Source organism: Variovorax sp. FG153, from assembly GCF_057809595.1.
In genome coordinates this window covers 45,230-67,722 of sequence record NZ_JBMDKG010000039.1, presented here as the reverse complement: position 1 = coordinate 67,722, position 22,493 = coordinate 45,230, and the positions used below count along the sequence as shown (strand labels likewise).

Genomic DNA, 22,493 nt, shown 5'->3' with positions numbered 1-22,493 from the left:
AAGGGATGCAAGGCAGAAGAAAGCGTGCTACCGTGCTTTTCATCACGCTCATCGCGTGACACCCACCACGCGACATCCTTTTGCCGGAGGTGCACCCATGCGCAGGCCCGCCATGTACAGCCGCTCGCCACGCACGCCGATCGAGTCCGACGACGGGGCCTCCGGGCAGGCCGCGGCCGATCCCGTGGCGCCGCAGCCCGCCGCCGCGCGCCAGCGCTGGCAACCCGGGCGCCGCAGCTTCGCGCTGCTGAGCCTCGCGCTGTGCGCGGCCCTCGCGGCCGGCGGCGCGGCCTGGTGGCAGCGCGGCAACACGCGCCAGCTCACGCAGAAGGACATCGACGCGGCCGTGCTGCGCACGTTGCAGACCAACACCCTGCCCTCGCCCGCCGCCAAGGCCGCCGACATCGTGCGGCCCTCGGTGGTGCGCGTGGTCGGCTACGGCTCCGAGAAGGCCACGCCCGAGGCGAAGACCCAGAAGCGCGGCCGCAACATGGCCAAGGGCAAGTCGCCCGAGGCGCCGGCCGACGACGGCCCGCCGGGCCAGGTCGAGCGCGGCGTGGGCACCGGCGTGGTGATCGTCGACAAGGGCGTGATCCTCACCAACCTGCACGTGGTCGCGGGATCCGAGACCATCAAGGTGACCTTCGCCGACGGCCTGGAGGCGCCGGCCGTCATCACCGGCGTGCAGCCCGAGAACGACCTCGCGGTGCTGCAGGCGCAGAAGATCCCCGACGACCTGATCCCCGCCGTGATGCGCTCGACCGCCGACCTGCGCCCCGGCGACCAGGTGGCGGCGGTGGGCTTTCCCTTCGGCATCGGCCCCTCGGTGTCGGCCGGCGTGGTGTCGGGCCTCAAGCGCTCGTTCCGCTCGCCCGAGGGCAAGCAGGAGCTCGGCAACCTGATCCAGTTCGACGCGGCAGCCAACCCCGGCAATTCGGGCGGGCCGCTGGTCAACATGGACGGCGAGGTGCTCGGCATCGTCACTGCCATCCTCAATCCCACGCAGCAGCGCACCTTCATCGGCATCGGCTTCGCGGTGCCGATCGAGAACGCCGCCTCGGCGGCCGGCTCGCCGCCGTTCTGACCCGCCTTCCTCTTCCTTTCATCCGATCCAGAAAGAGCCCCGAATGAGCAGCACCGAGACCTCCTCCTTCGCCACGCCCGCCAGCACCGCCGAGCTGATGGAGCAGATCCTCTACCAGGTGAAGCGCGTGGTGGTGGGCCAGGACCGCTTCCTCGAGCGCGTGATGGTCGCGATGCTCGCGGGCGGCCACCTGCTGGTCGAGGGCGTGCCGGGCCTCGCCAAGACGCTGACCGTGAAGACGCTGGCCGACACCGTGCAAGGCCAGTTCAAGCGCATCCAGTTCACGCCCGACCTGGTGCCCTCCGACCTCGTGGGCACGCGCATCTACAACCAGAAGACCGGCGACTTCAGCACCTCGCTGGGCCCGGTGTTCGCCAACCTGCTGCTGGCCGACGAAATCAACCGCGCGCCGGCCAAGGTGCAGAGCGCGCTGCTCGAGGTGATGCAGGAGCGCCAGGTCACGATCGCGGGCGAGACGCACAAGGTGCCGCGCCCCTTCCTCGTGATGGCGACGCAGAACCCGATCGAGACCGAGGGCACCTATCCGCTGCCCGAGGCGCAGGTCGACCGCTTCATGATGAAGGTGCTGGTCGACTACCCGACCGACGAGGAGGAGTTCGTGATCGTGCAGCGCGTGATCGGCGCGCCGGTCGAGGCCGTGCCGGTCGCCACCACCGAGCAGCTCGCTTCGCTGCAGGCCGAGGCGCGGCGCGTGTACGTCGATCCCTCGCTGATCCAGTACGCGGTGAAGCTGGTCTCGGCCACGCGCACGCCCGACAAGCACGGGCTCAAGGACATGGGCCGCTTCATCACCTTCGGCGCCAGCCCGCGCGCGAGCATCAGCCTGACCGAGGGCGCGCGCGCCCTGGCGCTGCTGCGCGGGCGCAGCTATGCGCTGCCCGAGGACATGACGGCGCTGGTGCCCGACGTGCTGCGCCATCGCGTGACGCTGTCCTACGAGGGCCTGTCCGAGGGCCTGACGCCCGATGGCCTGATCGAGAAGATCATGCGCGCGGTGCCCGCGCCGCCGAAGCCGCTCGAGCACGAGAAGCTCGCCGCCTGAAACCGCACCGCACGACACGACCCGCCATGAAGAAAAGCTGGTGGCGCAAGGCCCCCGAGGCCGCCGCGAACGACGAACGCCCCGCGCTCGAGGCCGGCGGCGCCGAGCGCGCGCTGCGCCGCCTCGAATGGACCGTGATCCGCCGGCTCGACGGCCTGCTGCAGGGCGACTACCGCACGCTGATGCGCGGCACCGGCCTCGACCTGGCCGACCTGCGCGAATACCAGTTGCACGACGACGTGCGCCACATCGACTGGAACGTCACGGCGCGGCTGCAGACGCCGCACGTGCGCGTCTTCACCGAAGACCGCGAGATGTCGGCCTGGTTCGTGCTCGACCTCAGCCGCTCGGTCGACTTCGGCTCGGGCCTGAAGGCCAAGCGCGAGATCTCGGCCGGCTTCGTCGGCGTGCTGGCACGGCTGCTCACGCGCCACGGCAACCGCGTCGGCGCGCTGGTCTACGGCCATGATCTCGAAGCCGTGATCCCGCCGCGCAGCGGCCGGCGCCATGTGCTGCACCTGCTGCATGCGATGGAGCGCCGCGCCGGCCAGGCCGACAAGGCGCCGCCGCAGAAGGGCATGACCCGGCTCGACGACCTGCTGAAGTCGGCCGCCACCCTGATGCCGCGCCGCTCGACCGTGTTCGTGGTGTCCGACTTCCTGAGCGAACCCGGCTGGGAGAAGCCGCTGGGCCAGCTGGTGCAGCGCCACGAGGTGGTGGCCGTGCGCCTGTTCGACCCGCTCGAGCTCGACATGCCCGACCTGGGCCTGGTGCCGCTGCGCGATGCCGAGACCGGCGAGCAGCTCTGGGTCGACACCCACGATGCGGGTTTCCGCCGCCGCTTCGCGCGCATCGCCCGCGAACGCGAGGATGCGCTGCGCGGCGCGCTGGCCCGTGCCGGCGTCGACACGCTGGAGCTGTCGACCGCCGACGACCTGGTCGAGGCGATCGTGCGCTTCGCCGACATGCGCAAGCGGCGCGTGCGCACTTCGGGTGCCTCGCGTCCTGTAAAGGCGGTGGCTGCATGACGACCATCGGGTATATCGAGTTGACGTTGGCGACGACGAGCGCGAGGATTTCGCCGTGACCTTCCTCTGGCCCCAATTCCTCTGGCTGCTGCTGGCGCTTCCGCTGCTGGTGCTGCTCTACCTCTGGCTGCTGCGCCGCAAGAAGAAGCTCGCGGTGCGCTACGCCAGCCTGTCGATCGTGCGCGAGGCGATGGGCACCGGCCAGAGCATCCGGCGCCACGTGCCGCCCTTCCTGTTCCTGCTCGCGCTGGCCGCGATGCTGGTGGCGGCCGCGCGGCCGATGGCGGTGGTGATGCTGCCGTCGAACCAGCAGACCATCATCCTCGCGATGGACGTCTCGGGCAGCATGCGCGCCGCCGACGTGCAGCCCAACCGGCTGGTGGCGGCGCAGGATGCCGCCAAGAGCTTCATCAAGGACCTGCCGCGCAACGTGAAGGTCGGCATCGTCGCCTTCGCGGGCAGCGCGCAGGTGGCGCAGCTGCCCACCACCAACCACGACGACCTCGTGACCGCGATCGACAGCTTCCAGCTGCAGCGCGCCACGGCCACCGGCAATGCCATCGTGGTGTCGCTCGCCACCCTGTTCCCCGAGGCCGGCATCGACGTCTCGCAGTTCAGTGCGCCGAGCCGCCAGCGCGGCGTGGCCATCGACCAGGCCGACAAGCCGGCCAAGGAATTCACGCCGGTCGCGCCGGGCTCCTTCACCTCGGCCGCGATCATCATGCTGACCGACGGCCAGCGCACCACCGGCGTCGATCCGCTCGACGCGGCCAAGGCCGCGGCCGACCGCGGCGTGCGCATCTACACCGTGGGCATCGGCACGGTCGACGGCGAGACCATCGGCTTCGAGGGCTGGTCGATGCGCGTGCGGCTCGACGAGGAAACCCTCAAGGCCGTCGCCAGCAAGACCCAGGCCGACTACTTCTATGCCGGCACCGCCGCCGACCTCAAGAAGGTCTACGAGACGCTGAGCTCGCGGCTCACGGTCGAGAAGAAGGAAACCGAGATCTCGGCGCTGTTCGCGCTCGGCGCCGCGGTGCTCACGCTGCTGTCGGCCGGGCTCTCGCTGCTCTGGTTCAACCGGATTCTTTGAAGCGGCCGCCGGGCGGCGCCCTTCAGGCGGCCGGCTTCGGCTTCTTCTTCGCGTGCGCCGGCGGCGCCTTCACGGCACCGATGCCGCCGAGGAACAGGTCTGCCACCACCGGCGCGATCGAGGCATGGTCGAGCTGGCCGCCAGGCTTCATCCAGGTGAACATCCAGTTGATCATGCCGAACAGCAGCATGGTCAGCGGCTTGGCCAGGTCGTCGCTCGGCGTGCCCGGGCGCAGCGCGGCCACCGCGCGCGCGAAGCCCGCGACCACCTCGCGCTCCTTGTCGAGCACGCGCTCGCGGTCTTCTTCCTCGAGGAAGCGCACGTCGTCGGTCAGCACGCGGTGCGCGTCCTGCGCGCCCGCGTACTCCTCGACGATGCGGTAGACGAAGCGCCGCAGCCGCTCCTCGTCGGTCTGCGTCGAGGCCTCCTCCTCGGCCACCAGCGCCGCCAGCTTGGAGACGTGCGTCTCGGCGATGCTGATCAGCAGGCTGCGCTTGTCCTTGTAGTAGTGGTAGAGCGTGGCCTTCGAGAGATTGCAGGCCTCGGCCACCTGGTTCATCGAGGTGGCCGGGTAGCCCTGGCGCGCGAACAGCCGCGCGGCCCGCTCGAGGATGAGCTCGCGCTGGTCGTCGTAGCTGGCGGATCTTCCTCTGGGCATCGGTGTTCTTTCTGTTCTGGCGTTGAGAGGGTGTGACGGGCAGCGCGCGATCCTAGCTGCGCCTGGTCGCGATCAGCGGCTTGACGTCGATCGAAGGCAGCCGCGGCCGCCCGGCCTCGACCTGCGCCAGCGGCTCGACCTCGCGCATCGTCGCGAGGCTGCGCACCGCGAGCGCCTGGTAGACCTGCGTGCCCTCGAGCTTCCACGCGATCTCGGCCTCGCTCAGTTCTCTTTTCACGCGCGCGGGCATGCCCGCCACCAGCGTGCGCGGCGGCACCTTCATGCCAGCCGGCACGAAGGCGCTGGCGGCCACGATGGCCTTCTCGCCGATCTCGGCCTCGTCCATCACCACGGCGTTCATGCCCACCATGGCGTCGCGCCGCACCACGCAGCTGTGCAGGATCGCGCCGTGGCCGATGTGGCCGTTGACCTCGATCACCGTGTCGTTGTCGGGAAAGCCGTGCACGCAGCAGTTGTCCTGCAGGTTCGAGCCCTCCTCCAGCACGATGCGGCCGAAATCGCCGCGCAGGCTGGCGCAGGGGCCGACATAGCAGTTCGGGCCCACGATCACGTCGCCGATCAGCACGGCGGACGGATGCACGTAGGCGGTGGGGTCGACGACGGGGATCACGCCGTCGATGGCGTAGCTGGGCATGGGTGCGGTCTCCTGTGGGTGCCGGTCCTCCGTCTCGCAATTCAGGGTTTTCCCTGAATGCTTTGGACTTGTGCCGGATTCGTTCGCGATCCTAAAATCTACCGAACGGTCGGTCAATAGTAATTGACCCGAAGTCATCCCCCACACAGATGAGAGACAAGCCCATGTCGGAACCCCTGGTCCTCGTCGGCAATGCCGGCGCCGTCCGCACACTGAGCCTCAACCGCCCCGCGGCGCTCAACAGCTTCACGAGCGAACTGCACGCCGAACTGCTGGCGGCGCTCGAAGCGGCCGCGGCCGATGCCGAAGTGCGCTGCGTGGTGCTGACCGGCGCCGGCCGCGCCTTCTGCGCCGGCCAGGACCTCGCCGACCCGATGGTCGCGCCCGACACCAGCCCCGGCGCCGCCCCCAAGGACCTGGGCCATGTCATCGAGAAGCTCTACGGCCCGCTGGTCCAGCGCATCCGCAGCATGCCCGTGCCCGTGGTCGCCGCGGTCAACGGCGTGGCCGCCGGCGCCGGCGCCAACCTCGCGCTGTGCTGCGACCTCGTGCTCGCCGCGCGCTCGGCCAGCTTCATCCAGGCCTTCACCAAGATCGGCCTGGTGCCCGACACCGGCGGCACCTGGCTGCTGCCGCGGCTCGTGGGCCCGGCGCGCGCGCTGGGCATCGCGATGCTCGGCGACAAGCTGCCGGCCGAGGAAGCCGCGCGCATCGGCCTGATCTGGCAGGTGGTGGACGACGCCGCGCTGGCCGACGCCGCCGCCGCGCTCGCGGGCCGGCTCGCCGCCATGCCCTCGCGCGCGCTGGTCGCCACGCGTGCCGCGATGAACGCCGCGCAGACCATGGACCTCGACACCGCACTGGCCGAGGAGGCCCGCCTGCAGCGCGAGCTCGGCGCCGCCAATGACTACCGCGAAGGTGTCGAGGCCTTCCGCGCCAAGCGCGCCCCCGTCTTCAAGGACCGCTGAGCCATGAGCACCGAACGCACCCCGCAACAGACCGCCGAATACGTGCGCGACGGCATGTTCGCCAACGACAACGCCTCCAAGGGCCTGGGCATGCGCATCGTGGAGGTCGGCCCCGGCCAGGCCACGATCGAGATGCGCGTGCGCCCCGACATGCTCAACGGCCATGCGATCTGCCACGGCGGCTTCATGGCCACGCTGGCCGATTCCACCTTCGCCTTCGCCTGCAACTCCTACAACGAGCTGACCGTGGCCTCGGGCTTCGCGATCGACTTCATCGCCCCGGCGCGCGAAGGCGACCTGCTGACCGCGCGCTGCTTCGAGGTCTCGAAGGCTGGCCGCACCGGCGTCTACGACACCGAGATCACCAACCAGCGCGGCGAGCGCGTCGCGATCTTCCGCGGCCGCTCCTACACCGCCAAGGGCCGCCCCGCCGTCGCGGCCTGAACCGAACGCAAAAGAACCGAGGACCCCGTCATGCCAGCACCCCGCCCCGCCCCCGGCGATCTCGAACCGATCGAGACCGCGAGCCGCGACGAGATCACCGCGCTGCAGGTGCAGCGCCTGCGCGACACGCTGCAGCGCGCCTACGACAACGTGCCGCACTACCGCCAGGCCTTCGACGCCAAGGGCGTGCAGCCGGGCGACCTCAAGACGCTCGCCGACCTCGCGAAATTCCCGTTCACGGTCAAGAGCGACCTGCGCGACAACTACCCCTTCGGCATGTTCGCGGTGCCGCGCCAGCAGGTCGCGCGCATCCATGCCTCCTCGGGCACCACCGGCAAGCCCACCGTGGTGGGCTACACGAAGAAGGACATCGACACCTGGGCCGACCTGGTCGCGCGCTCGATCCGCGCCGCGGGCGGCCGCGCCGGCGACCTGATCCACATCGCCTACGGCTACGGCCTGTTCACCGGCGGCCTGGGCGCGCACTACGGCGCCGAGCGCGCGGGCTGCACCGTGGTCCCGATGTCGGGCGGCCAGACCGAGAAGCAGGTGCAGCTGATCCAGGACTTCCGGCCCGACATCATCATGGTCACGCCGAGCTACATGCAGGTGATCATCGAGCAGTTCGAGCGCCTGGGCCTGGACGCCAGGGACAGCTCGCTGCGCATCGGCATCTTCGGCGCCGAGCCCTGGACCGAGGCCATGCGCCGCGACATCGAGGCCAAGGCCGGCATCGACGCGGTCGACATCTACGGCCTGAGCGAAGTCATGGGCCCGGGCGTGGCCAGCGAATGCGTCGAGAGCAAGGACGGCCCGGTGATCTGGGAAGACCACTTCTATCCCGAGATCATCGATCCCGAGACCGGCGAACTGAAGGCCGACGGCGAGGAAGGCGAGCTGGTCTTCACCTCGCTGAGCAAGGAGGCGATGCCGATCATCCGCTACCGCACGCGCGACCTCACGCGCCTGTTGCCGCCCACCTCGCGCGCCTTCCGCCGCATGGGCAAGATCGTCGGGCGCAGCGACGACATGATGATCATCCGCGGCGTGAACGTGTTCCCCACCCAGGTGGAGGAGATCGTGCTCGCGCACGGCGCCCTCACCGGCCTCTACCAGGTGCACGTGAGCCGCGAAGGCCTGCTCGACCAGGTCGAGGTGCACTGCGAGCTCGCGCCGAACGAAGCCGCCGCGGCCGACCGCGCGGCCATCGCCGGCTGGGTGCAGCACCGCGTGAAGACGCTGGTCGGCATCTCCACCCGCGTGGTGGTGCATGCACCGAACGAGATGGAACGCACGCAGACCGGCAAGGCCCGGCGCGTCGTCGACAACCGCCCGCGCTGAGGCGCCGCCGCTTTCCCCCGAACCGCCACCGATGACACTGAATTTCCGATCGATCGCCCTCGCCTGCGCCCTGGTGGCGCTGGCCGGCTGCGCCGCCAACTCCACCGCCCCGGCCACCGGCGCGGCCATGCCCCCGGCCGGCAAGGTCACGATCAAGCGCGACGACTACGGCGTGCCGCACGTCTATGCCAACGACGTGCGCGGCCTGTTCCACGGCTTCGGCTACGCCGTCGCGGAAGACCGCCTGTTCCAGATGGAGATGGCGCGCCGCGCCGTGCTGGGCACCGTCGCCGAAGTGATGGGCCCGGCCTATGTCGCGCTCGACAAGGGCAGCCGCGCCAGCTTCGACCCCGCCTCGATCCGCGCGCAGATGGCGCGCCTGTCGAGCGAGGACAAGGCCATCTTCGACGGCTATGCCGCCGGCTTCAATGCGCGCGTGAACGAAGTGCTGGCCGCGCCGGCCACCCTGCTGCCCAAGCAGTTCGCCGATGCCGGCTTCCGCCCGAAGGCCGACTGGACCGGCTACGACGTGGCGATGATCTGGGTCGGCACCATGGCCAACCGCTACTCCAACGTGAGCAGCGAACTGGCCAACCTGCGCCTGCTCGAGCAGCTGCGCAAGGCGCGCGGCGACGAGGCCGGCCGCCAGCTGTTCGACCAGATCCGCTGGGTGGAAGACCCGCTCGCGCCCACCACCGTGCCGCGTCCCAAGGTCGTGGCGCAGGACGCCGCCGACGATGCGCACGCCGCCCATCGCGCGGCGCTGGCGCCGGTCTCGCCCGAGCTGCTGGTCGCGCGCAACGAGATCGATGCCGCGCGGCGCGGCGTGGCCGAGCCCTGGACCCGCCCGATCGCCAGCAACCTCTGGATCGCCGGCCCGAACAAGACCACCGACGGCAGCACCGTCTTCATCAACGGTCCGCAGTTCAACTGGTTCAATCCCTCGTACGTGTTCGGCATCGGCCTGCACGGCGCCGGCTTCGACGTGACCGGCAACACGCCGTTCGCGCATCCGGTGGTGCTGTTCGGCACCAACGGCAAGATCGCCTGGGGCGCCACCGCCGGTCCGCTCGACGTGAACGACATGTACCAGGAGAAGCTGGACCCGGCCAACCCCCACCAGTACCGCTTCAACGGCGCGATGCGCGCCATGAGCAAGCGCACCGAGCTCATCAAGGTCAAGGGCCAGCCCGACCAGAGCCTGGACATCTACGCCACCGTGCACGGCACCGTGACCAACTTCGACCTGCCCAACGGCACCGCGTATTCGATGAAGCGCAGCTGGGACGGCTACGAGCTCGAGTCGCTGCTGGGCTGGATCCACGCGATGCGCGCGCAGAACTGGGAGCAGTGGCTGGCGCAGGCCTCGCGCGTGGCCATCACCATCAACTGGTACTACGCCGACACCGCCGGCAACATCGGCTACGTCTCGCCGGGCCGGCTGCCGATCCGTCCAGCCACGCAGGACATCCGCCTGCCCGCCGTGGGCGACGGCTCGATGGAATGGCTCGGCATCCGCCCGTTCGGCGAGGACCCGAAGACCTTCAATCCGGCGCAGGGCTACGTCGCCAACTGGAACAACCAGTCGGCGCCGGGCGCGGTCAGCGACGGCGGCAACTACTCGGTGGTCGACCGGGTGCGCGAGTTCACGGCGCGGCTCGAGGCCAAGCCCCGGCTCACGCCCGACGAGCTCTGGGCGCTCAACCGCACCACCGCCTACGCCGACACCAACGCGCGCTACCTCGTGCCCTTCGCGCTCGAGGCGACGCGCGGCCTGCCGGCCGCCGACCCGGCGCGCCGCGCGGCCCAGCTGCTGGCGGACTGGAACATGCTCAACGAGGACCCGGCCGAGCGCGGCGTCTACGACAGCCCGGCCACCACGCTCATGACGGCCTGGCTGCCGATCCTCTACCGCAAGGTGCTGGCCGACGACCTGCCGCCCGAGGTGTTCGCGGCCTATGCGGGCACCGGCTATGCCGGCGAGACGCAGGTGGCCAGCATCCGCCCGGGCAACGGCCTGAAGCTGGTCTACAACGCGCTGCTCGGCCCCAAGGCCGGCGTGCCGCAGCGCTACGACTTCTTCAACGGCGAGGACAAGAACGCCGTGCTGCGCGCCACGCTCGCGCAGGCCGTGGCCGAGCTCGACAAGCGCTTCGGCAGCGACACCGCCAAGTGGCGCACGCCGGTGACGAAGCATGTCTTCCTCACCAGCAACTTCATCGGCGCGCCGCAGGCCGGGGCCGACGAGCAGCTGAGCCTGCCGAGCTACATGAACCGCGGCACGCAGAACGACAAGGTGGTGCTCGGCGCCAAGGGCGTCGTGCTGTGCACCGCCGCCCCGCCGGGCCAGAGCGGCTTCGTGGCACCCGACGGCCGCAAGTCGCCCCACTACGCCGACCAGATGGCGCTGTTCAAGGATTTCGGCTGCAAGAGCGAGGCCCTGACGCCGGCCGAGGTGGACCGCCGCGCGCGGTCCACGAAGCAGCTGAGCTACTGACAACCGATCGACGACCTCTTCACCTCTCAAGGAGAACCGCGATGTACACACAAGCCATGGACACCATGGGCAAGGACGCCGGCGACGGCAAGAAGGCCCTGCGCTCGGCCGACGAGTTGCGGCTCGAGGAACGCTTCGACGCGCGCATCGACGCCGGCGACTTCATCGAGGCCAAGGACTGGATGCCCGATCACTACCGCAAGACGCTGGTGCGCCAGATCAGCCAGCACGCGCACTCGGAGATCGTCGGCATGCTGCCCGAGGGCAACTGGATCAGCCGCGCGCCCACGCTCAAGCGCAAGGCGATCCTGCTGGCCAAGGTGCAGGACGAAGGCGGCCACGGCCTCTACCTCTATGCCGCCGCCGAGACGCTGGGCACCTCGCGCGACCAGATGTTCGACGCGCTGCACACCGGCAAGGCCAAGTACAGCTCGATCTTCAACTACCCCACGCTGACCTGGGCCGACATGGGCACCATCGGCTGGCTGGTCGATGGCGCGGCCATCATGAACCAGGTGCCGATCTGCCGCTGCTCCTACGCGCCCTATGCGCGCGCCATGATCCGCATCTGCCGCGAGGAGAGCTTCCACCAGCGCCAGGGCTACGAGGCGCTGCTGACCATGATGACCCACGGCACGGACGCGCAGAAGGCGATGGTGCAGGACGCGGTCAACCGCTGGTGGTGGCCCTCGATCATGATGTTCGGCCCGCCCGACGACCAGTCGCCCAACTCGGCGCAGTCGATGCGCTGGGGCATCAAGCGCTTCAGCAACGACGAGCTGCGCCAGAAGTTCATCGACGCCACCGTCGAGCAGGCGGCCATCCTCGGCGTGACCCTGCCCGACCCCGACCTCAAGTGGAACGAGGAACGCCAGGCGCACGACTTCGGCACCATCGACTGGAGCGAGTTCTGGCGCGTGATCGGCGGCGACGGTCCCTGCAACCGCGAACGCCTGCAGGCCCGTGTCGACGCCTGGGAAGACGGCGCCTGGGTGCGCGAAGCCGCACTCGCCCATGCCAACAAGCAACCGATGAAGGAGGCGGCATGACCGTCGAACAGAAACAAGAATGGCCCCTGTGGGAAGTGTTCGTGCGCAGCAAGGCCGGCCTGGACCACAAGCATTGCGGCAGCCTGCACGCCGCCGACTCGAAGATGGCGATCCAGATGGCGCGCGACGTCTACACGCGGCGCCAGGAAGGCTGCAGCATCTGGGTCGTGCGCTCCGAGCAGATCGTCGCGAGCGATCCGGGCGACAAGGACATGTACTTCGATCCCGCCGAGGACAAGGTCTACCGCCACCCGACCTTCTACGCGCTGCCCAAGTCCGTCGACCACATGTGAGCGGCCGGCCATGCAAGCATCGATCGAACTGAACCGCACGCCCGCCGTGCAGTACCTGCTGCGCATCGGCGACACCTGCCTGGTGCTGGCCCAGCGCCTGGGCGAATGGTGCGGCCACGCGCCCGTGCTCGAGGAGGACATCGCGATGGCCAACATCGCGCTCGACCTCGTGGGCCAGGCGCGCGCGCTGCTCACCCACGCCGGCAAGCTCGAAGGCGCCGGCCGCGAGCACGACGAGGACCAGCTCGCCTACCTGCGCGAGGAGCGCGACTACTTCAACCTCACGCTGGTCGAGCTGCCGCGCGGCGACTTCGCCTTCTCGGTGGTGCGCAACACCATGATCGCCACCCTGCTCAAGCTGCTGTGGGAACGGCTGGCGAGCTCGAGCGACGAGGAAGTGGCCGCCATCGCCGGCAAGGCGCTGAAGGAAGCGCGCTACCACCAGCAGCATTCGGCCGACTGGGTGGTGCGCCTGGGCGACGGCACCGAGGAATCGCGCCGCCGCACCGAGGCCGCGCTCAAGCAGGCCTGGCTCTACATGCCCGAGCTGTTCGAGGCCGACGCCGTCGACCGCGAGGCCAGCGCCAGCGGCCTGGGCCCGGCCTGGAACGAACTGCGCGAACCGTGGTTCGCCGAGATGCAGCAGGTGCTCGACGCCGCCGGCCTCGCCACGCCGGCCGAGGCCAAGTTCCGCAGCACCGGCAAGCAGGGCGTGCACAGCGAGCACATGGGCTACATCCTGGCCGAGATGCAGCACCTGCAGCGCGCCTTCCCCGGGGGCGTGTGGTGACTGCCGACACCATGGCCGCCTCGCGCATCGACGCCGCCTGGGAGGTGCTGCACTCGGTGCCCGACCCCGAGGTGCCGGCCGTGTCGGTCTGCGACCTCGGCATCGTGCGCGACGTGATCGAGCACGACGACGGCCTCGAGGTGGTGCTGACGCCGACCTATTCGGGCTGCCCCGCGACCGAGGCCATCGAGCACGACGTGCTGGCCGCGATCGAGCGCGCCGGCCTCGGCCCCGCGCGCGCCACCCTGCGCCGCGCGCCGGCCTGGACCAGCGACTGGATCAGCGACGAGGGCCGCGCCAAGCTCAAGGCCTACGGCATCGCCCCGCCCGCCCACCTCACGCCCGAGCAGGCCGCCGGCACCGCGGTGCCGATCCGCCTGTTCGGCCGCCTCGCCGGCGAGCGCATCGCCTGCCCGCGCTGCGCGAGCGAGCGCACCGAGCGGCTGTCGGCCTTCGGCTCCACCGCCTGCAAGGCGCTGTACCGCTGCCTCGCCTGCCGCGAACCCTTCGAACATTTCAAGCCGATCTAGGCCCCACGCCGATGAGTACCCTGTTCCACCCCCTGCGCGTGAAGGCCATCGAGCCCGACACGCCCGAGGCCGTCATCGTCTCCTTCGAGGTCCCCGAGACGCTGCGCGAAGTCTTCGGCTTCACGCAGGGCCAGTACCTGACCCTGCGCAACGAGATCGACGGCCAGGACCTGCGCCGTTCCTATTCGATCTGCGCCGGCGTCGACGACGGCGAGCTGCGCGTGGGCGTGCGCAAGGTGCGCGGCGGCCAGTTCTCGAACTGGATCAACGCCCACCTCAAGCCCGGCGACTCGATCCAGGTGATGGCGCCGCAAGGCCGCTTCTTCGTGCCGATCGAGGGCGAGTCCGCGCGCCACCACGTCGGCATCGCGGGCGGCAGCGGCATCACGCCGATCCTGTCGATCATGAAGACCGTGCTCGCGCGTGAGCCGAAGAGCCGCTTCACGCTGATCTACGGCAACCGCCAGCTCCAGTCCACGATGTTCAAGGAAGAGATCGAGGACCTGAAGAACCGCTACATGACGCGCCTGGTGCTGCAGCACGTGTTCTCCGACGAGCACACCGACTCGCCGCTGGGCTTCGGCGTGATGAACCGCGAGAAGATCGGCGAGTTCCTGCAGGGCCTGGTGCCCGCGGGCAGCATCGACCACGTCTACATCTGCGGCCCGTTCCAGATGAACGACGAGGCCGAGGCCGCGCTGCTGGCCGCGGGCGTGCCCGAGGAACGCATCCACATCGAGCGCTTCGGCGTCGCGCTGCCCTCGGCGAGCTCGACCGCCCAGGTCGGCGCCGTGGTGCACGAGGCCCAGCCCGGCGACGCCAAGCAAGCGCGCGTGACCATCGTGCGCGACGGCCTGCAGCGCGAGATCACCTACACCGAGGGCCAGCCCAGCATCCTCGACGCGGCCTCGGCGGCCGGCCTCGAGGTGCCGTTCTCGTGCACCTCGGGCGTGTGCGGCACCTGCCGCGCCAAGTGCGTGGACGGGGAAGTCCGCATGGAAAGAAACTTCGCGCTCGACAAGAATGAAGTGGCCGCGGGCTTCGTATTGACCTGCCAGGCCCATCCCCTTACCGAACGCGTCACGCTCTCGTTCGACGAGCGCTGAGATACTTCAGGCCTCAACCTTTTTTCAACCGGAGACAAGCCAACCATGAAATTCTTCAAGCCCCTGCTGATTGCCGCCCTGTGCGCCACGGCCCTGTCGGCCTGGGCCGACGTCAACGTCGGCGTGACCATCTCGGCCACCGGCCCGGCGGCTTCGCTGGGCATTCCCGAGAAGAACACGATCTCGCTGATGCCCAAGACCATCGGCGGCCAGAAGATCAACTACATCGTGCTCGACGACGCCTCCGACACCACGGCCGCAGTCAACAACACGCGCAAGCTGATCGCCGAGAACAAGGTCGACGTGATCCTGGGCTCGACCACCACGCCGGCCTCGCTCGCGATGATCGACGTGGCCGCCGAGGCGCAGACGCCGATGATCTCGGTCGCCGCCTCGGCCCGCATCATCGAGCCGATGGACGCCAAGAAGAAGTGGGTCTTCAAGACGCCGCAGAACGACATCATGATGTCGCTGGCCATCGCCGAGCACATGGCCGCCAACGGCGTGAAGAGCGTGGCCTTCATCGGCTTCTCCGACGCCTACGGCGAAGGCTGGTCGCAGGAATTCGCCAAGGCCGCCGAACTCAAGAAGATCAAGGTCGTGGCCAACGAGCGCTATGCGCGCACCGACACCTCGGTCACCGGCCAGGCGCTGAAGATCATGGCCGCCAAGCCCGACGCGGTGCTGGTCGCCGGCTCCGGCACGCCGGCCGCGCTGCCGCAGAAGACGCTCAAGGAGCGCGGCTACACCGGCAAGATGTACCAGACGCACGGCGTGGCCAACGCCGACTTCCTGCGCGTGGGCGGCAAGGACGTGGAAGGCACCTTCCTGCCCGCCGGCCCGGTGCTGGTGGCCGAGCAGCTGCCGGCCGCCAACCCGGTGAAGAAGTCCGCGCTCGCCTACGTGGCCGCCTACGAAGCCGCCTACGGCAAGGGCTCGGTCTCGACCTTCGGCGCGCACGCCTGGGACGCCGGCCTGCTCATGAGCTCGGCCGTGCCGGTCGCGCTCAAGAAGGCCCAGCCGGGCACGCCCGAGTTCCGCGCCGCGCTGCGCGACGCGCTCGAGCAGACCAAGGACGTGGCGGGCGCGCACGGCGTGTTCACCATGAGCGCCACCGACCACCTGGGCCTGGACCAGCGCGCGCGCGTGATGGTCAAGATCGAGAACGGCGCCTGGAAATACCAGCCCTGATCGCACGGGCTTGAACGACGGACACCGCGGGCCGGCGCCACCGGCCCGCGGTGTTCCTGCAAGAGGGGCACGGTTTTCTTTCGCCCCCAGGTTTTCTGAAGGAAAGTTGGTCGTATGGATTTGCAGATCGCCCTGCTGCTCGGGCAGGACGGCATCGTGAACGGCGCGGTCTACGGACTGATGGCGCTCGCGCTGGTGCTGGTGTTTTCGGTCACGCGCGTGATCTTCATCCCGCAGGGCGAGTTCGTCGCCTTCGGCGCGCTCTCGATGGCCGCGCTGCAGGGCGGCCGCGCGCCGTCCACGCTGTGGCTGCTGCTGGCGCTGGCGGTGGTCGTGCTGGCGGTCGAGGCCTGGCGCTGGAAACGCGGCGCCACGGTCGACTGGCGCTCGGCGCTCACCTGGTGCGTGGCCTTCCCCGCGGTCGCCGCCGCGCTGGTGCTGGTGCTCAAGCCCACCTCGCTGGCCGCGCAGGCGCTCACCGTGCTGGTGCTGATCGCGCCGCTGGGCCCGCTGCTCTACCGCCTCGCCTACCGCCCGCTGGCCGATGCCAGCGTGCTGATGCTCCTGATCGTCTCGGTCGCGCTGCACGGCGTGCTGGTCGGCCTGGGGCTCTTCTTCTTCGGCGCCGAGGGCTCGCGCACCAGCGCGTTCTCCGAGCTGCGCCTCGACCTCGGCGGCATCCCCGTCAGCGGCCAGTCGCTGGTGGTGGTCGGCGTCACGCTGGTGCTGGTGATCGCGATGTTCTGGTTCTTCGGCCGCTCGATGATCGGCAAGGCGCTGCGCGCCACCGCCATCAACCGCGTGGGCGCGCGCCTGTCGGGCATTCCCACCGAGCTCTCGGGCGACCTGAGCTTCGCGCTGGCGGCCGTCATCGGCGCCATCTCGGGCCTGCTGATCGCGCCGATCACCACGGTCTACTACGACACCGGCTTCCTGATCGGCCTCAAGGGCTTCGTGGCCGCCATCGTCGGTGGCCTCGCGAGCTATCCGCTGGCGCTCGCGGGCGCGCTCCTGGTGGGCCTGCTCGAGGCCTTCTCCTCCTTCTGGGCCAGTGCATACAAGGAAGTGCTGGTCTTCACTTTGATCATCCCGGTGCTGTGGTGGCGTTCGCTGCGCAGCCATCACGTGGAGGACGAGGAATGAACCCGTCTTCATCGACCCCTGTGACTTCTTCTTCCGCCAACGCCGTGCCCGAGGGCCGACCGCTGGTCACGCCGCGCGTGCTCACGCTCGTCTTCATCGTCGCGCTCGCGCTGGCCTGGGGCTGGCTGCCGCCCTTCACCGTCACCGTGCTCAGCAACATCGGCCTCTACGCGCTGGTGGCGGTGGGCCTGGTGCTGCTGACCGGCGTCGGCGGCATGACCTCCTTCGGCCAGGCCGCCTTCGTCGGCATGGGTGCCTATGCCACGGCCTGGATCTGCACCTCGCCGACCGCGGCCGGCTGGCTCGGCGGCCTCGCGGGTTCCGCGCTGGTGCCCTGGCTCGGCCTGCTGCTCGGGCTGGTGCTGACCTTCGCGCTGGCCTGGGCGCTCGGCGCGGTCACGCTCAAGCTCTCGGGCCACTACCTGCCGCTGTGCACCATCGCCTGGGGCCTGAGCCTGTACTTCCTGCTCGGCAACATGGAGTTCCTCGGCGGCCAGACCGGCATCACCGGCATTCCGCCGCTGGTGGTGGCGGGCGTCTCGTTCGCCACGCCGCGCATGCTCGGCGTGGTGATCTGGGCCGTGCTGCTGCTCGCGCTGTGGGCCATGCACAACCTGCTCGACTCGCGCGAGGGCCGCGCCATCCGCGCGCTCAAGGGCGGCCGGCTGATGGCCGAGTCGATGGGCGTGGACACCGCGCGCCACCGCATCAAGCTGTTCGTGCTGGCCGCGCTGCTGGCCGCGATCTCGGGCTGGCTCTATGCCCACATGCAGCGCTTCGTGAACCCCACGCCCTTCAACCTCAACATCGGCATCGAGATGCTGTTCATGGCGGTGGTCGGTGGCGCGGGCCATCTCTGGGGCGCGGTGCTCGGCGCCACGCTGATCACGCTGCTGAAGGAAAAGCTGCAGGACATCCTGCCCGCGCTGCTGGGCACCAGCGGCAACTTCGAGGTGGTGGTGTTCGGCCTGCTGATGCTGTTCGTGCTGCAGCGCTTCGCCGACGGCCTGTGGCCCACGCTGGCGCGGCTCACGCGCCGCTGGGTGCGCGAACTGCCGCGCGCCGCCGGCGCCGGCCCGGCCGTCTCGAGCACCGAGCAGCTCGCGCAGCGCGCGCTGCCGGCCACCGGCAGCCTGCTGCTGCAGGCCGACGGCGTGAGCAAGCGCTTCGGCGGGCTGGTCGCCAACAACGACATCTCGATGACGCTCAAGGCCGGCGAGGTGCATGCGCTGATCGGCCCCAACGGCGCCGGCAAGAGCACCTTCTTCAACATGATCTCGGGCGTGGACGATCCCACCACCGGCGAGGTGCGGCTGGTCGGCCAGGCGATGTCGGGCAAGCCCTCGCGCGCCTTCGCCTCGCTGGGCCTGGGCCGCACCTTCCAGCACGTGCGCCTGCTCGGCCAGCGCAGCGTGATCGAGAACGTGGCGCTCGGCGCCCACCTGCGCGCCAGGCGCGGCTGGATCTCGGCGATGCTGCGGCTGGACCGCGCGGAGGAAGCCGCGCTGATGGCCGAGGCACGGCGCCAGATCGAACGCTGCGGCCTCGGCGCGCATGCCGACACGCCCGCGGCCTCGCTCTCGCTGGGCCAGCAGCGCGTGGTCGAGATCGCGCGCGCGCTCGCGGGCCAGCCCTCGGTGCTGCTGCTCGACGAGCCCGCGGCCGGCCTGCGCCACCTCGAGAAGCGCGCGCTGTCGGAGCTGCTCGGCCAGCTGCGTGCCGAAGGCCTCGGCATCCTCGTGGTGGAACACGACATGGAGTTCGTGATGAACCTCGCCGACCGCATCACCGTGCTCGAGTTCGGCACCGTGATCGCCACCGGCTCGCCCGCCGAAGTGCAGGCCAACCCGCGCGTGCTCGAGGCCTACCTCGGCGGCGCCGACGACGAACTGCTCGAGGACGCATCGCGATGAGCCAACCCCTGCTTCAACTCGACGGCTTCTGCGTCGCCTACCGCGAGGTGGAGGCGGTGCACAGCGTGCGCCTGCACGTGAACGAAGGCGAGATCGTCACCGTCATCGGCCCGAACGGCGCCGGCAAGACCACGCTGCTGTGCGCGGCGATGGGCCTCTTGCCCTCCACCGGCAGCCTGTCGCTGCACGGCGAGCGCATCGCGCGCCCCGGCGTCGAGGCCATGGTGGCGCGCGGTGTGGCGCTGGTGCCCGAGCGGCGCGAGCTGTTCGGCGAGATGTCGGTGGAAGACAACCTGCTGCTCGGCGGCTTCTACCAGTGGCGCAAGGGCAAGCGCGACCAGCGCGCGCGCATGGACGAGATCTTCGAGATCTTCCCGCGCCTGAAGGAACGCCGGCCGCAGATGGCCTCCACGCTCTCGGGCGGCGAACGCCAGATGCTGGCGATCGGCCGCGCGCTGATGGCGCGCCCGCGCCTGCTGATGCTCGACGAGCCCTCGCTGGGCCTGGCCCCGCTGGTGGTGCGCGAGGTGCTGCGCGTGGTGGCGCAGCTGCGCAAGCACGGCGTGTCGGTGCTGCTGGTGGAGCAGAACGCGCGTGCCGCGCTGCAGGTGGCCGACCGCGCCTACGTGCTCGAGATGGGCGCCGTGGCGCTCGAGGGCCCGGCGCGCGAGCTGCTGCACGACCAGCGGATCATCGACACCTACCTGGGCATCGGCAAGAAGGACGACGCCCACTGACGAATGTCTCCCTCCCCCGCAGGGGAAGGCCCAACACAGAGAGAGCAAAGGACCCAGCACCATGAGCACCACCCTCCAAAGCTACATCGCCGGCCGCTGGATCGGCCGCGAGGCCGCGCAGTCGCTGCGCAGCGCCGTCAACGGCCAGGCCATCGCCAGCACGCACGCCGAGGCGATCGACTTCGCCGAGGCCCTGGCCCATGCGCGCCGCGTCGGCATCCCGGCGCTGATGGCGCTCGACTTCCAGCAGCGCGCCGAGCGCCTCAAGGCACTGGCCAAGTACATCGCCGCCAACAAGGAAACGCTCTACGCGGTCTCGGCCCACACCGGCGCGACGCGCGCCGACGGCTGGGTCGACATCGAGGGCGGCGCCGGCACGCTCGCGGCCTACGCGGGCATCGGCAGCAACGAGCTGCCCTCGGGCAACCTGGTGCACGAGGGCCCGGCCTTCCCGCTCGGCAAGAAGGGCGGCTTCGCGGGCACTCACATCCTGGTGCCGCGCGGCGGCGTGGCGGTGCACATCAACGCCTTCAACTTCCCGGTCTGGGGCCTGCTCGAGAAGTTCGCGCCCAGCTTCCTCGCGGGCATGCCCTGCATCGGCAAGCCGGCCACCGCCACCAGCTACCTCACCGAGGCGGTGGTGCGGCTGATCGTGCAGTCGGGCATCCTGCCCGAGGGCAGCCTGCAGCTGGTCATCGGCGGCACGGGCGACCTGCTCGACCGCCTCGAAGGGCCCGACGTCGTGACCTTCACCGGCTCGGCCGACACCGCCGCCAGGCTGCGCGTGCATCCGAACCTGGTGCGCCAGTCGATCCCGTTCAACGCCGAGGCCGACTCGCTCAACTGCGCGATCCTCGCGCCCGACGTCACGCCCGACGACGAGGAGTTCGACCTGTTCGTGAAGGAGGTGGCGCGCGAGATGACGGTGAAGGCCGGCCAGAAGTGCACCGCCATCCGCCGCGCCATCGTGCCGCGCCAGCACCTCGACGCCGTGGCCGAGCGCCTGCGCGCGCGGCTGGCCAAGACGGTGGTGGGCGATCCCTCGCGCGAGGAAGTGCGCATGGGCGCGCTGGCCTCGCATGCGCAACAGGCCGACGTGGCCGAGCGCGTGGCCGAGCTGCGCAAGGGCGCCGAGCTGGTGTACGGCGGCGGCGACGGTTTCTCGCCCGTGGGCGAGGGCACGGCCGAGGGCGCCTTCTTCGCGCCCACGCTGCTGTTGAGCCGCAAGCCGCTCGAGCACGACGCGGTGCACGACATCGAGGCCTTCGGCCCGGTCAGCACGCTGATGCCCTACGAGGGCATCGACGAGGCGCTGGCGCTGGCCGCGCGCGGTCGCGGCAGCCTGGTCGGCACGCTGGTCACGCGCGATCCCGCGACCGCCGCCAAGGCGATCCCCGTGGCCGCGGCCTGGCACGGCCGGCTGCTGGTGCTCGACCGCGAGGCCGCGGCCGAATCGACCGGCCACGGCTCGCCGCTGCCGCCGCTCAAGCACGGCGGCCCGGGGCGCGCGGGCGGCGGCGAGGAGCTCGGCGGCCTGCGCGCCGTCAAGCACTACCTGCAGCGCGCCGCGCTGCAGGGCTCGCCCACCATGCTGGCGGCCGTCACCGGCGAGCACGTGCGCGGCGCCAAGGTGCGCGAGACCGAGGTGCATCCGTTCCGCAGCCACTTCGAGGACCTGCGCATCGGCGACTCGCTGCTGACGCACCGCCGCACCGTGAGCGAGGCCGACATCGTGGCCTTCGGCGGCCTGTCGGGCGACTACTTCTACATGCACTTCGACGAGATCGCAGCCAAGGAGTCGCCGTTCGGCAAGCGCATCGCGCACGGCTACTTCGTGCTGTCGGCCGCCGCCGGCCTGTTCGTCTCGCCCGCGCCGGGCCCGGTGCTGGCCAACTACGGCCTCGACACGCTGCGCTTCGTCAAGCCCGTGGGCATCGGCGACACCATTCGCGCGCGCCTGACCTGCAAGCGCAAGATCGACCGCAACCGCAAGGACGCCAACGGCCAGGGCCAGGGCGTGGTGGCCTGGGACGTCGAGGTGACGAACCAGGACGGCGAGCTGGTCGCGAGCTACGACATCCTGACGCTGGTCGCGAAGAAGCCGGTGCCGGCGGCGGCGGCCTGATGTTCGACCTCGGCGGCAAGGTCGCGCTGGTCACCGGCGGCAACGGCGGCCTGGGCCTCGGCATGGCCCAGGGCCTGGCGCGGGCCGGCGCGCGCGTGGCGATCGCCGCGCGCAACCCCGAGAAATCGGCGGCCGCGGTCGAGACGCTGAAGGCGCTCGGCAGCGACAGCTTCGCGGTCGCCATCGACGTGGCCGACGAGGCCTCGGTGCGGCAGGCGGTCGACGCCGTGGCCGCGCGCTGCGGCCGGCTCGACATCCTGGTCAACAACGCCGGCACCACCGTGCGCAAGCCGGTCGACCAGCTCACGCTGGACGAGTGGAACCTCGTGCTCCAGACCAACCTCACCAGCGCCTTCCTCGTGAGCCGCGCGGCGCATCCGCACATGCAGCGCGCGGGCGGCGGCAAGATCGTCAACGTCGGCTCGATGATGTCGATCTTCGGCGCCGCCTATTCGCCCGCCTATGCCGCGAGCAAGGCCGGCGTGGTGCAGCTCACCAAGTCGACCGCGCTCTCGTGGGCGGCCGACAACATCCAGGTCAACGCGATCCTGCCGGGCTGGTTCCAGACCGAGATGACCGATGGCGCGCGCGCCCAGGTCGCGGGCCTCTACGAGCGCGTGGTCGCGCGCACGGCGGCGGGCCGCTGGGGCCGGCCGGCCGACATCGCGGGCACGGCCGTGTTCCTCGCGAGCCCCGCGGCCGACTACGTGACCGGCGTGGCGATCCCGGTGGACGGCGGCTACTCGACGATGGGCTGAGGGCGCCGGCGGCCCGGCGTGTAGATT

The 22,493-nt window shown here is 70.3% G+C and carries 21 protein-coding genes; 19 read left to right on the top strand and 2 right to left on the bottom strand.

Annotated elements, in window-relative coordinates; genetic code table 11:
* Positions 1–97 precede the first annotated feature (97 nt).
* The 4 genes from ACODT0_RS31505 to ACODT0_RS31490 are packed head-to-tail and all read left to right on the top strand — an operon-like array spanning position 98 to position 4,268.
* Positions 98–1,084 carry a S1C family serine protease gene (locus tag ACODT0_RS31505; RefSeq protein WP_057593749.1) on the top strand — a complete coding sequence of 329 codons (987 nt, stop codon included), beginning with the start codon at positions 98–100 and terminating at the stop codon, positions 1,082–1,084.
* A 43-nt stretch (positions 1,085–1,127) separates the two neighbouring features.
* Positions 1,128–2,147: an AAA family ATPase gene (locus ACODT0_RS31500; protein ID WP_057593748.1), complete on the top strand. Its 1,020-nt coding sequence runs from the start codon at positions 1,128–1,130 to the stop codon at positions 2,145–2,147.
* A gap of 26 nt (positions 2,148–2,173) precedes the next feature.
* Positions 2,174–3,175: a DUF58 domain-containing protein gene (locus ACODT0_RS31495; RefSeq protein WP_413764289.1), complete on the top strand. Its 1,002-nt coding sequence runs from the start codon at positions 2,174–2,176 to the stop codon at positions 3,173–3,175.
* A 55-nt stretch (positions 3,176–3,230) separates the two neighbouring features.
* Entirely contained in the window at positions 3,231–4,268 is a 1,038-nt protein-coding gene (locus ACODT0_RS31490) for a VWA domain-containing protein (protein WP_057593746.1), read from the top strand.
* 22 nt (positions 4,269–4,290) lie between these two features.
* Here the strand turns inward: ACODT0_RS31490 and ACODT0_RS31485 are convergent, their stop codons facing one another.
* Both ACODT0_RS31485 and ACODT0_RS31480 read right to left on the bottom strand, forming a co-directional pair.
* The gene (locus tag ACODT0_RS31485) at positions 4,291–4,926 is read right to left on the bottom strand and encodes a TetR/AcrR family transcriptional regulator (RefSeq protein WP_489043089.1); all 636 of its coding nucleotides are present in this window, start codon (positions 4,924–4,926) and stop codon (positions 4,291–4,293) included.
* Positions 4,927–4,978: 52 nt separating this feature from the next.
* Complete coding sequence (locus ACODT0_RS31480; RefSeq protein ID WP_057593744.1) at positions 4,979–5,581, bottom strand: phenylacetic acid degradation protein PaaY; 603 nt, start codon at positions 5,579–5,581, stop codon at positions 4,979–4,981.
* A gap of 164 nt (positions 5,582–5,745) precedes the next feature.
* Here ACODT0_RS31480 and ACODT0_RS31475 point away from each other — a divergent pair, with 164 nt between their 5' ends.
* The 15 genes from ACODT0_RS31475 to ACODT0_RS31405 all read left to right on the top strand — a co-directional run bounded on the left by ACODT0_RS31475 (position 5,746) and on the right by ACODT0_RS31405 (position 22,466).
* Positions 5,746–6,549, top strand: a complete 804-nt coding sequence (locus tag ACODT0_RS31475; RefSeq protein WP_489043088.1) for an enoyl-CoA hydratase-related protein — start codon at positions 5,746–5,748, stop codon at positions 6,547–6,549.
* Between the two features lie 3 nt (positions 6,550–6,552).
* The gene (paaI, locus tag ACODT0_RS31470; protein WP_057593742.1) at positions 6,553–6,993 is read left to right on the top strand and encodes a hydroxyphenylacetyl-CoA thioesterase PaaI; all 441 of its coding nucleotides are present in this window, start codon (positions 6,553–6,555) and stop codon (positions 6,991–6,993) included.
* Positions 6,994–7,023: 30 nt separating this feature from the next.
* Entirely contained in the window at positions 7,024–8,334 is a 1,311-nt protein-coding gene (gene paaK, locus ACODT0_RS31465) for a phenylacetate--CoA ligase PaaK (RefSeq protein ID WP_057593741.1), read from the top strand.
* A 31-nt stretch (positions 8,335–8,365) separates the two neighbouring features.
* Positions 8,366–10,831, top strand: a complete 2,466-nt coding sequence (locus tag ACODT0_RS31460; protein WP_489043087.1) for a penicillin acylase family protein — start codon at positions 8,366–8,368, stop codon at positions 10,829–10,831.
* Positions 10,832–10,872: 41 nt separating this feature from the next.
* Positions 10,873–11,880, top strand: coding sequence for a 1,2-phenylacetyl-CoA epoxidase subunit PaaA (gene paaA, locus ACODT0_RS31455; RefSeq protein ID WP_057593739.1), 1,008 nt, complete (start codon positions 10,873–10,875; stop codon positions 11,878–11,880).
* On the top strand, positions 11,877–12,173 hold the full coding sequence (gene paaB, locus ACODT0_RS31450; RefSeq protein WP_057593738.1) for a 1,2-phenylacetyl-CoA epoxidase subunit PaaB: 297 nt from the start codon (positions 11,877–11,879) through the stop codon (positions 12,171–12,173). The genes paaA and paaB overlap by 4 nt, the downstream gene beginning before the upstream one ends.
* Positions 12,174–12,183: 10 nt before the next feature.
* On the top strand, positions 12,184–12,963 hold the full coding sequence (gene paaC / locus ACODT0_RS31445; protein ID WP_489043086.1) for a 1,2-phenylacetyl-CoA epoxidase subunit PaaC: 780 nt from the start codon (positions 12,184–12,186) through the stop codon (positions 12,961–12,963).
* A gap of 11 nt (positions 12,964–12,974) precedes the next feature.
* Positions 12,975–13,493: a 1,2-phenylacetyl-CoA epoxidase subunit PaaD gene (gene paaD, locus ACODT0_RS31440; RefSeq protein WP_093352182.1), complete on the top strand. Its 519-nt coding sequence runs from the start codon at positions 12,975–12,977 to the stop codon at positions 13,491–13,493.
* 11 nt (positions 13,494–13,504) lie between these two features.
* The gene (gene paaE, locus ACODT0_RS31435) at positions 13,505–14,599 is read left to right on the top strand and encodes a 1,2-phenylacetyl-CoA epoxidase subunit PaaE (protein WP_057593735.1); all 1,095 of its coding nucleotides are present in this window, start codon (positions 13,505–13,507) and stop codon (positions 14,597–14,599) included.
* Positions 14,600–14,644: 45 nt separating this feature from the next.
* Positions 14,645–15,790: an ABC transporter substrate-binding protein gene (locus tag ACODT0_RS31430; RefSeq protein WP_261210023.1), complete on the top strand. Its 1,146-nt coding sequence runs from the start codon at positions 14,645–14,647 to the stop codon at positions 15,788–15,790.
* A 114-nt stretch (positions 15,791–15,904) separates the two neighbouring features.
* Complete coding sequence (locus ACODT0_RS31425; protein WP_261210021.1) at positions 15,905–16,933, top strand: branched-chain amino acid ABC transporter permease; 1,029 nt, start codon at positions 15,905–15,907, stop codon at positions 16,931–16,933.
* Complete coding sequence (locus tag ACODT0_RS31420) at positions 16,930–18,846, top strand: branched-chain amino acid ABC transporter ATP-binding protein/permease (RefSeq protein WP_489043085.1); 1,917 nt, start codon at positions 16,930–16,932, stop codon at positions 18,844–18,846. Before ACODT0_RS31425 ends, ACODT0_RS31420 begins: the two co-directional genes overlap by 4 nt.
* Positions 18,843–19,583: an ABC transporter ATP-binding protein gene (locus tag ACODT0_RS31415; RefSeq protein ID WP_261210016.1), complete on the top strand. Its 741-nt coding sequence runs from the start codon at positions 18,843–18,845 to the stop codon at positions 19,581–19,583. Before ACODT0_RS31420 ends, ACODT0_RS31415 begins: the two co-directional genes overlap by 4 nt.
* 61 nt (positions 19,584–19,644) lie before the next feature.
* Positions 19,645–21,708: a phenylacetic acid degradation bifunctional protein PaaZ gene (gene paaZ / locus ACODT0_RS31410; RefSeq protein ID WP_261210014.1), complete on the top strand. Its 2,064-nt coding sequence runs from the start codon at positions 19,645–19,647 to the stop codon at positions 21,706–21,708.
* A complete protein-coding gene (locus ACODT0_RS31405) occupies positions 21,708–22,466 on the top strand; it encodes an SDR family NAD(P)-dependent oxidoreductase (RefSeq protein WP_422097854.1) in 759 nt (252 codons plus the stop codon). The genes paaZ and ACODT0_RS31405 overlap by 1 nt, the downstream gene beginning before the upstream one ends.
* Positions 22,467–22,493 lie beyond the last annotated feature (27 nt).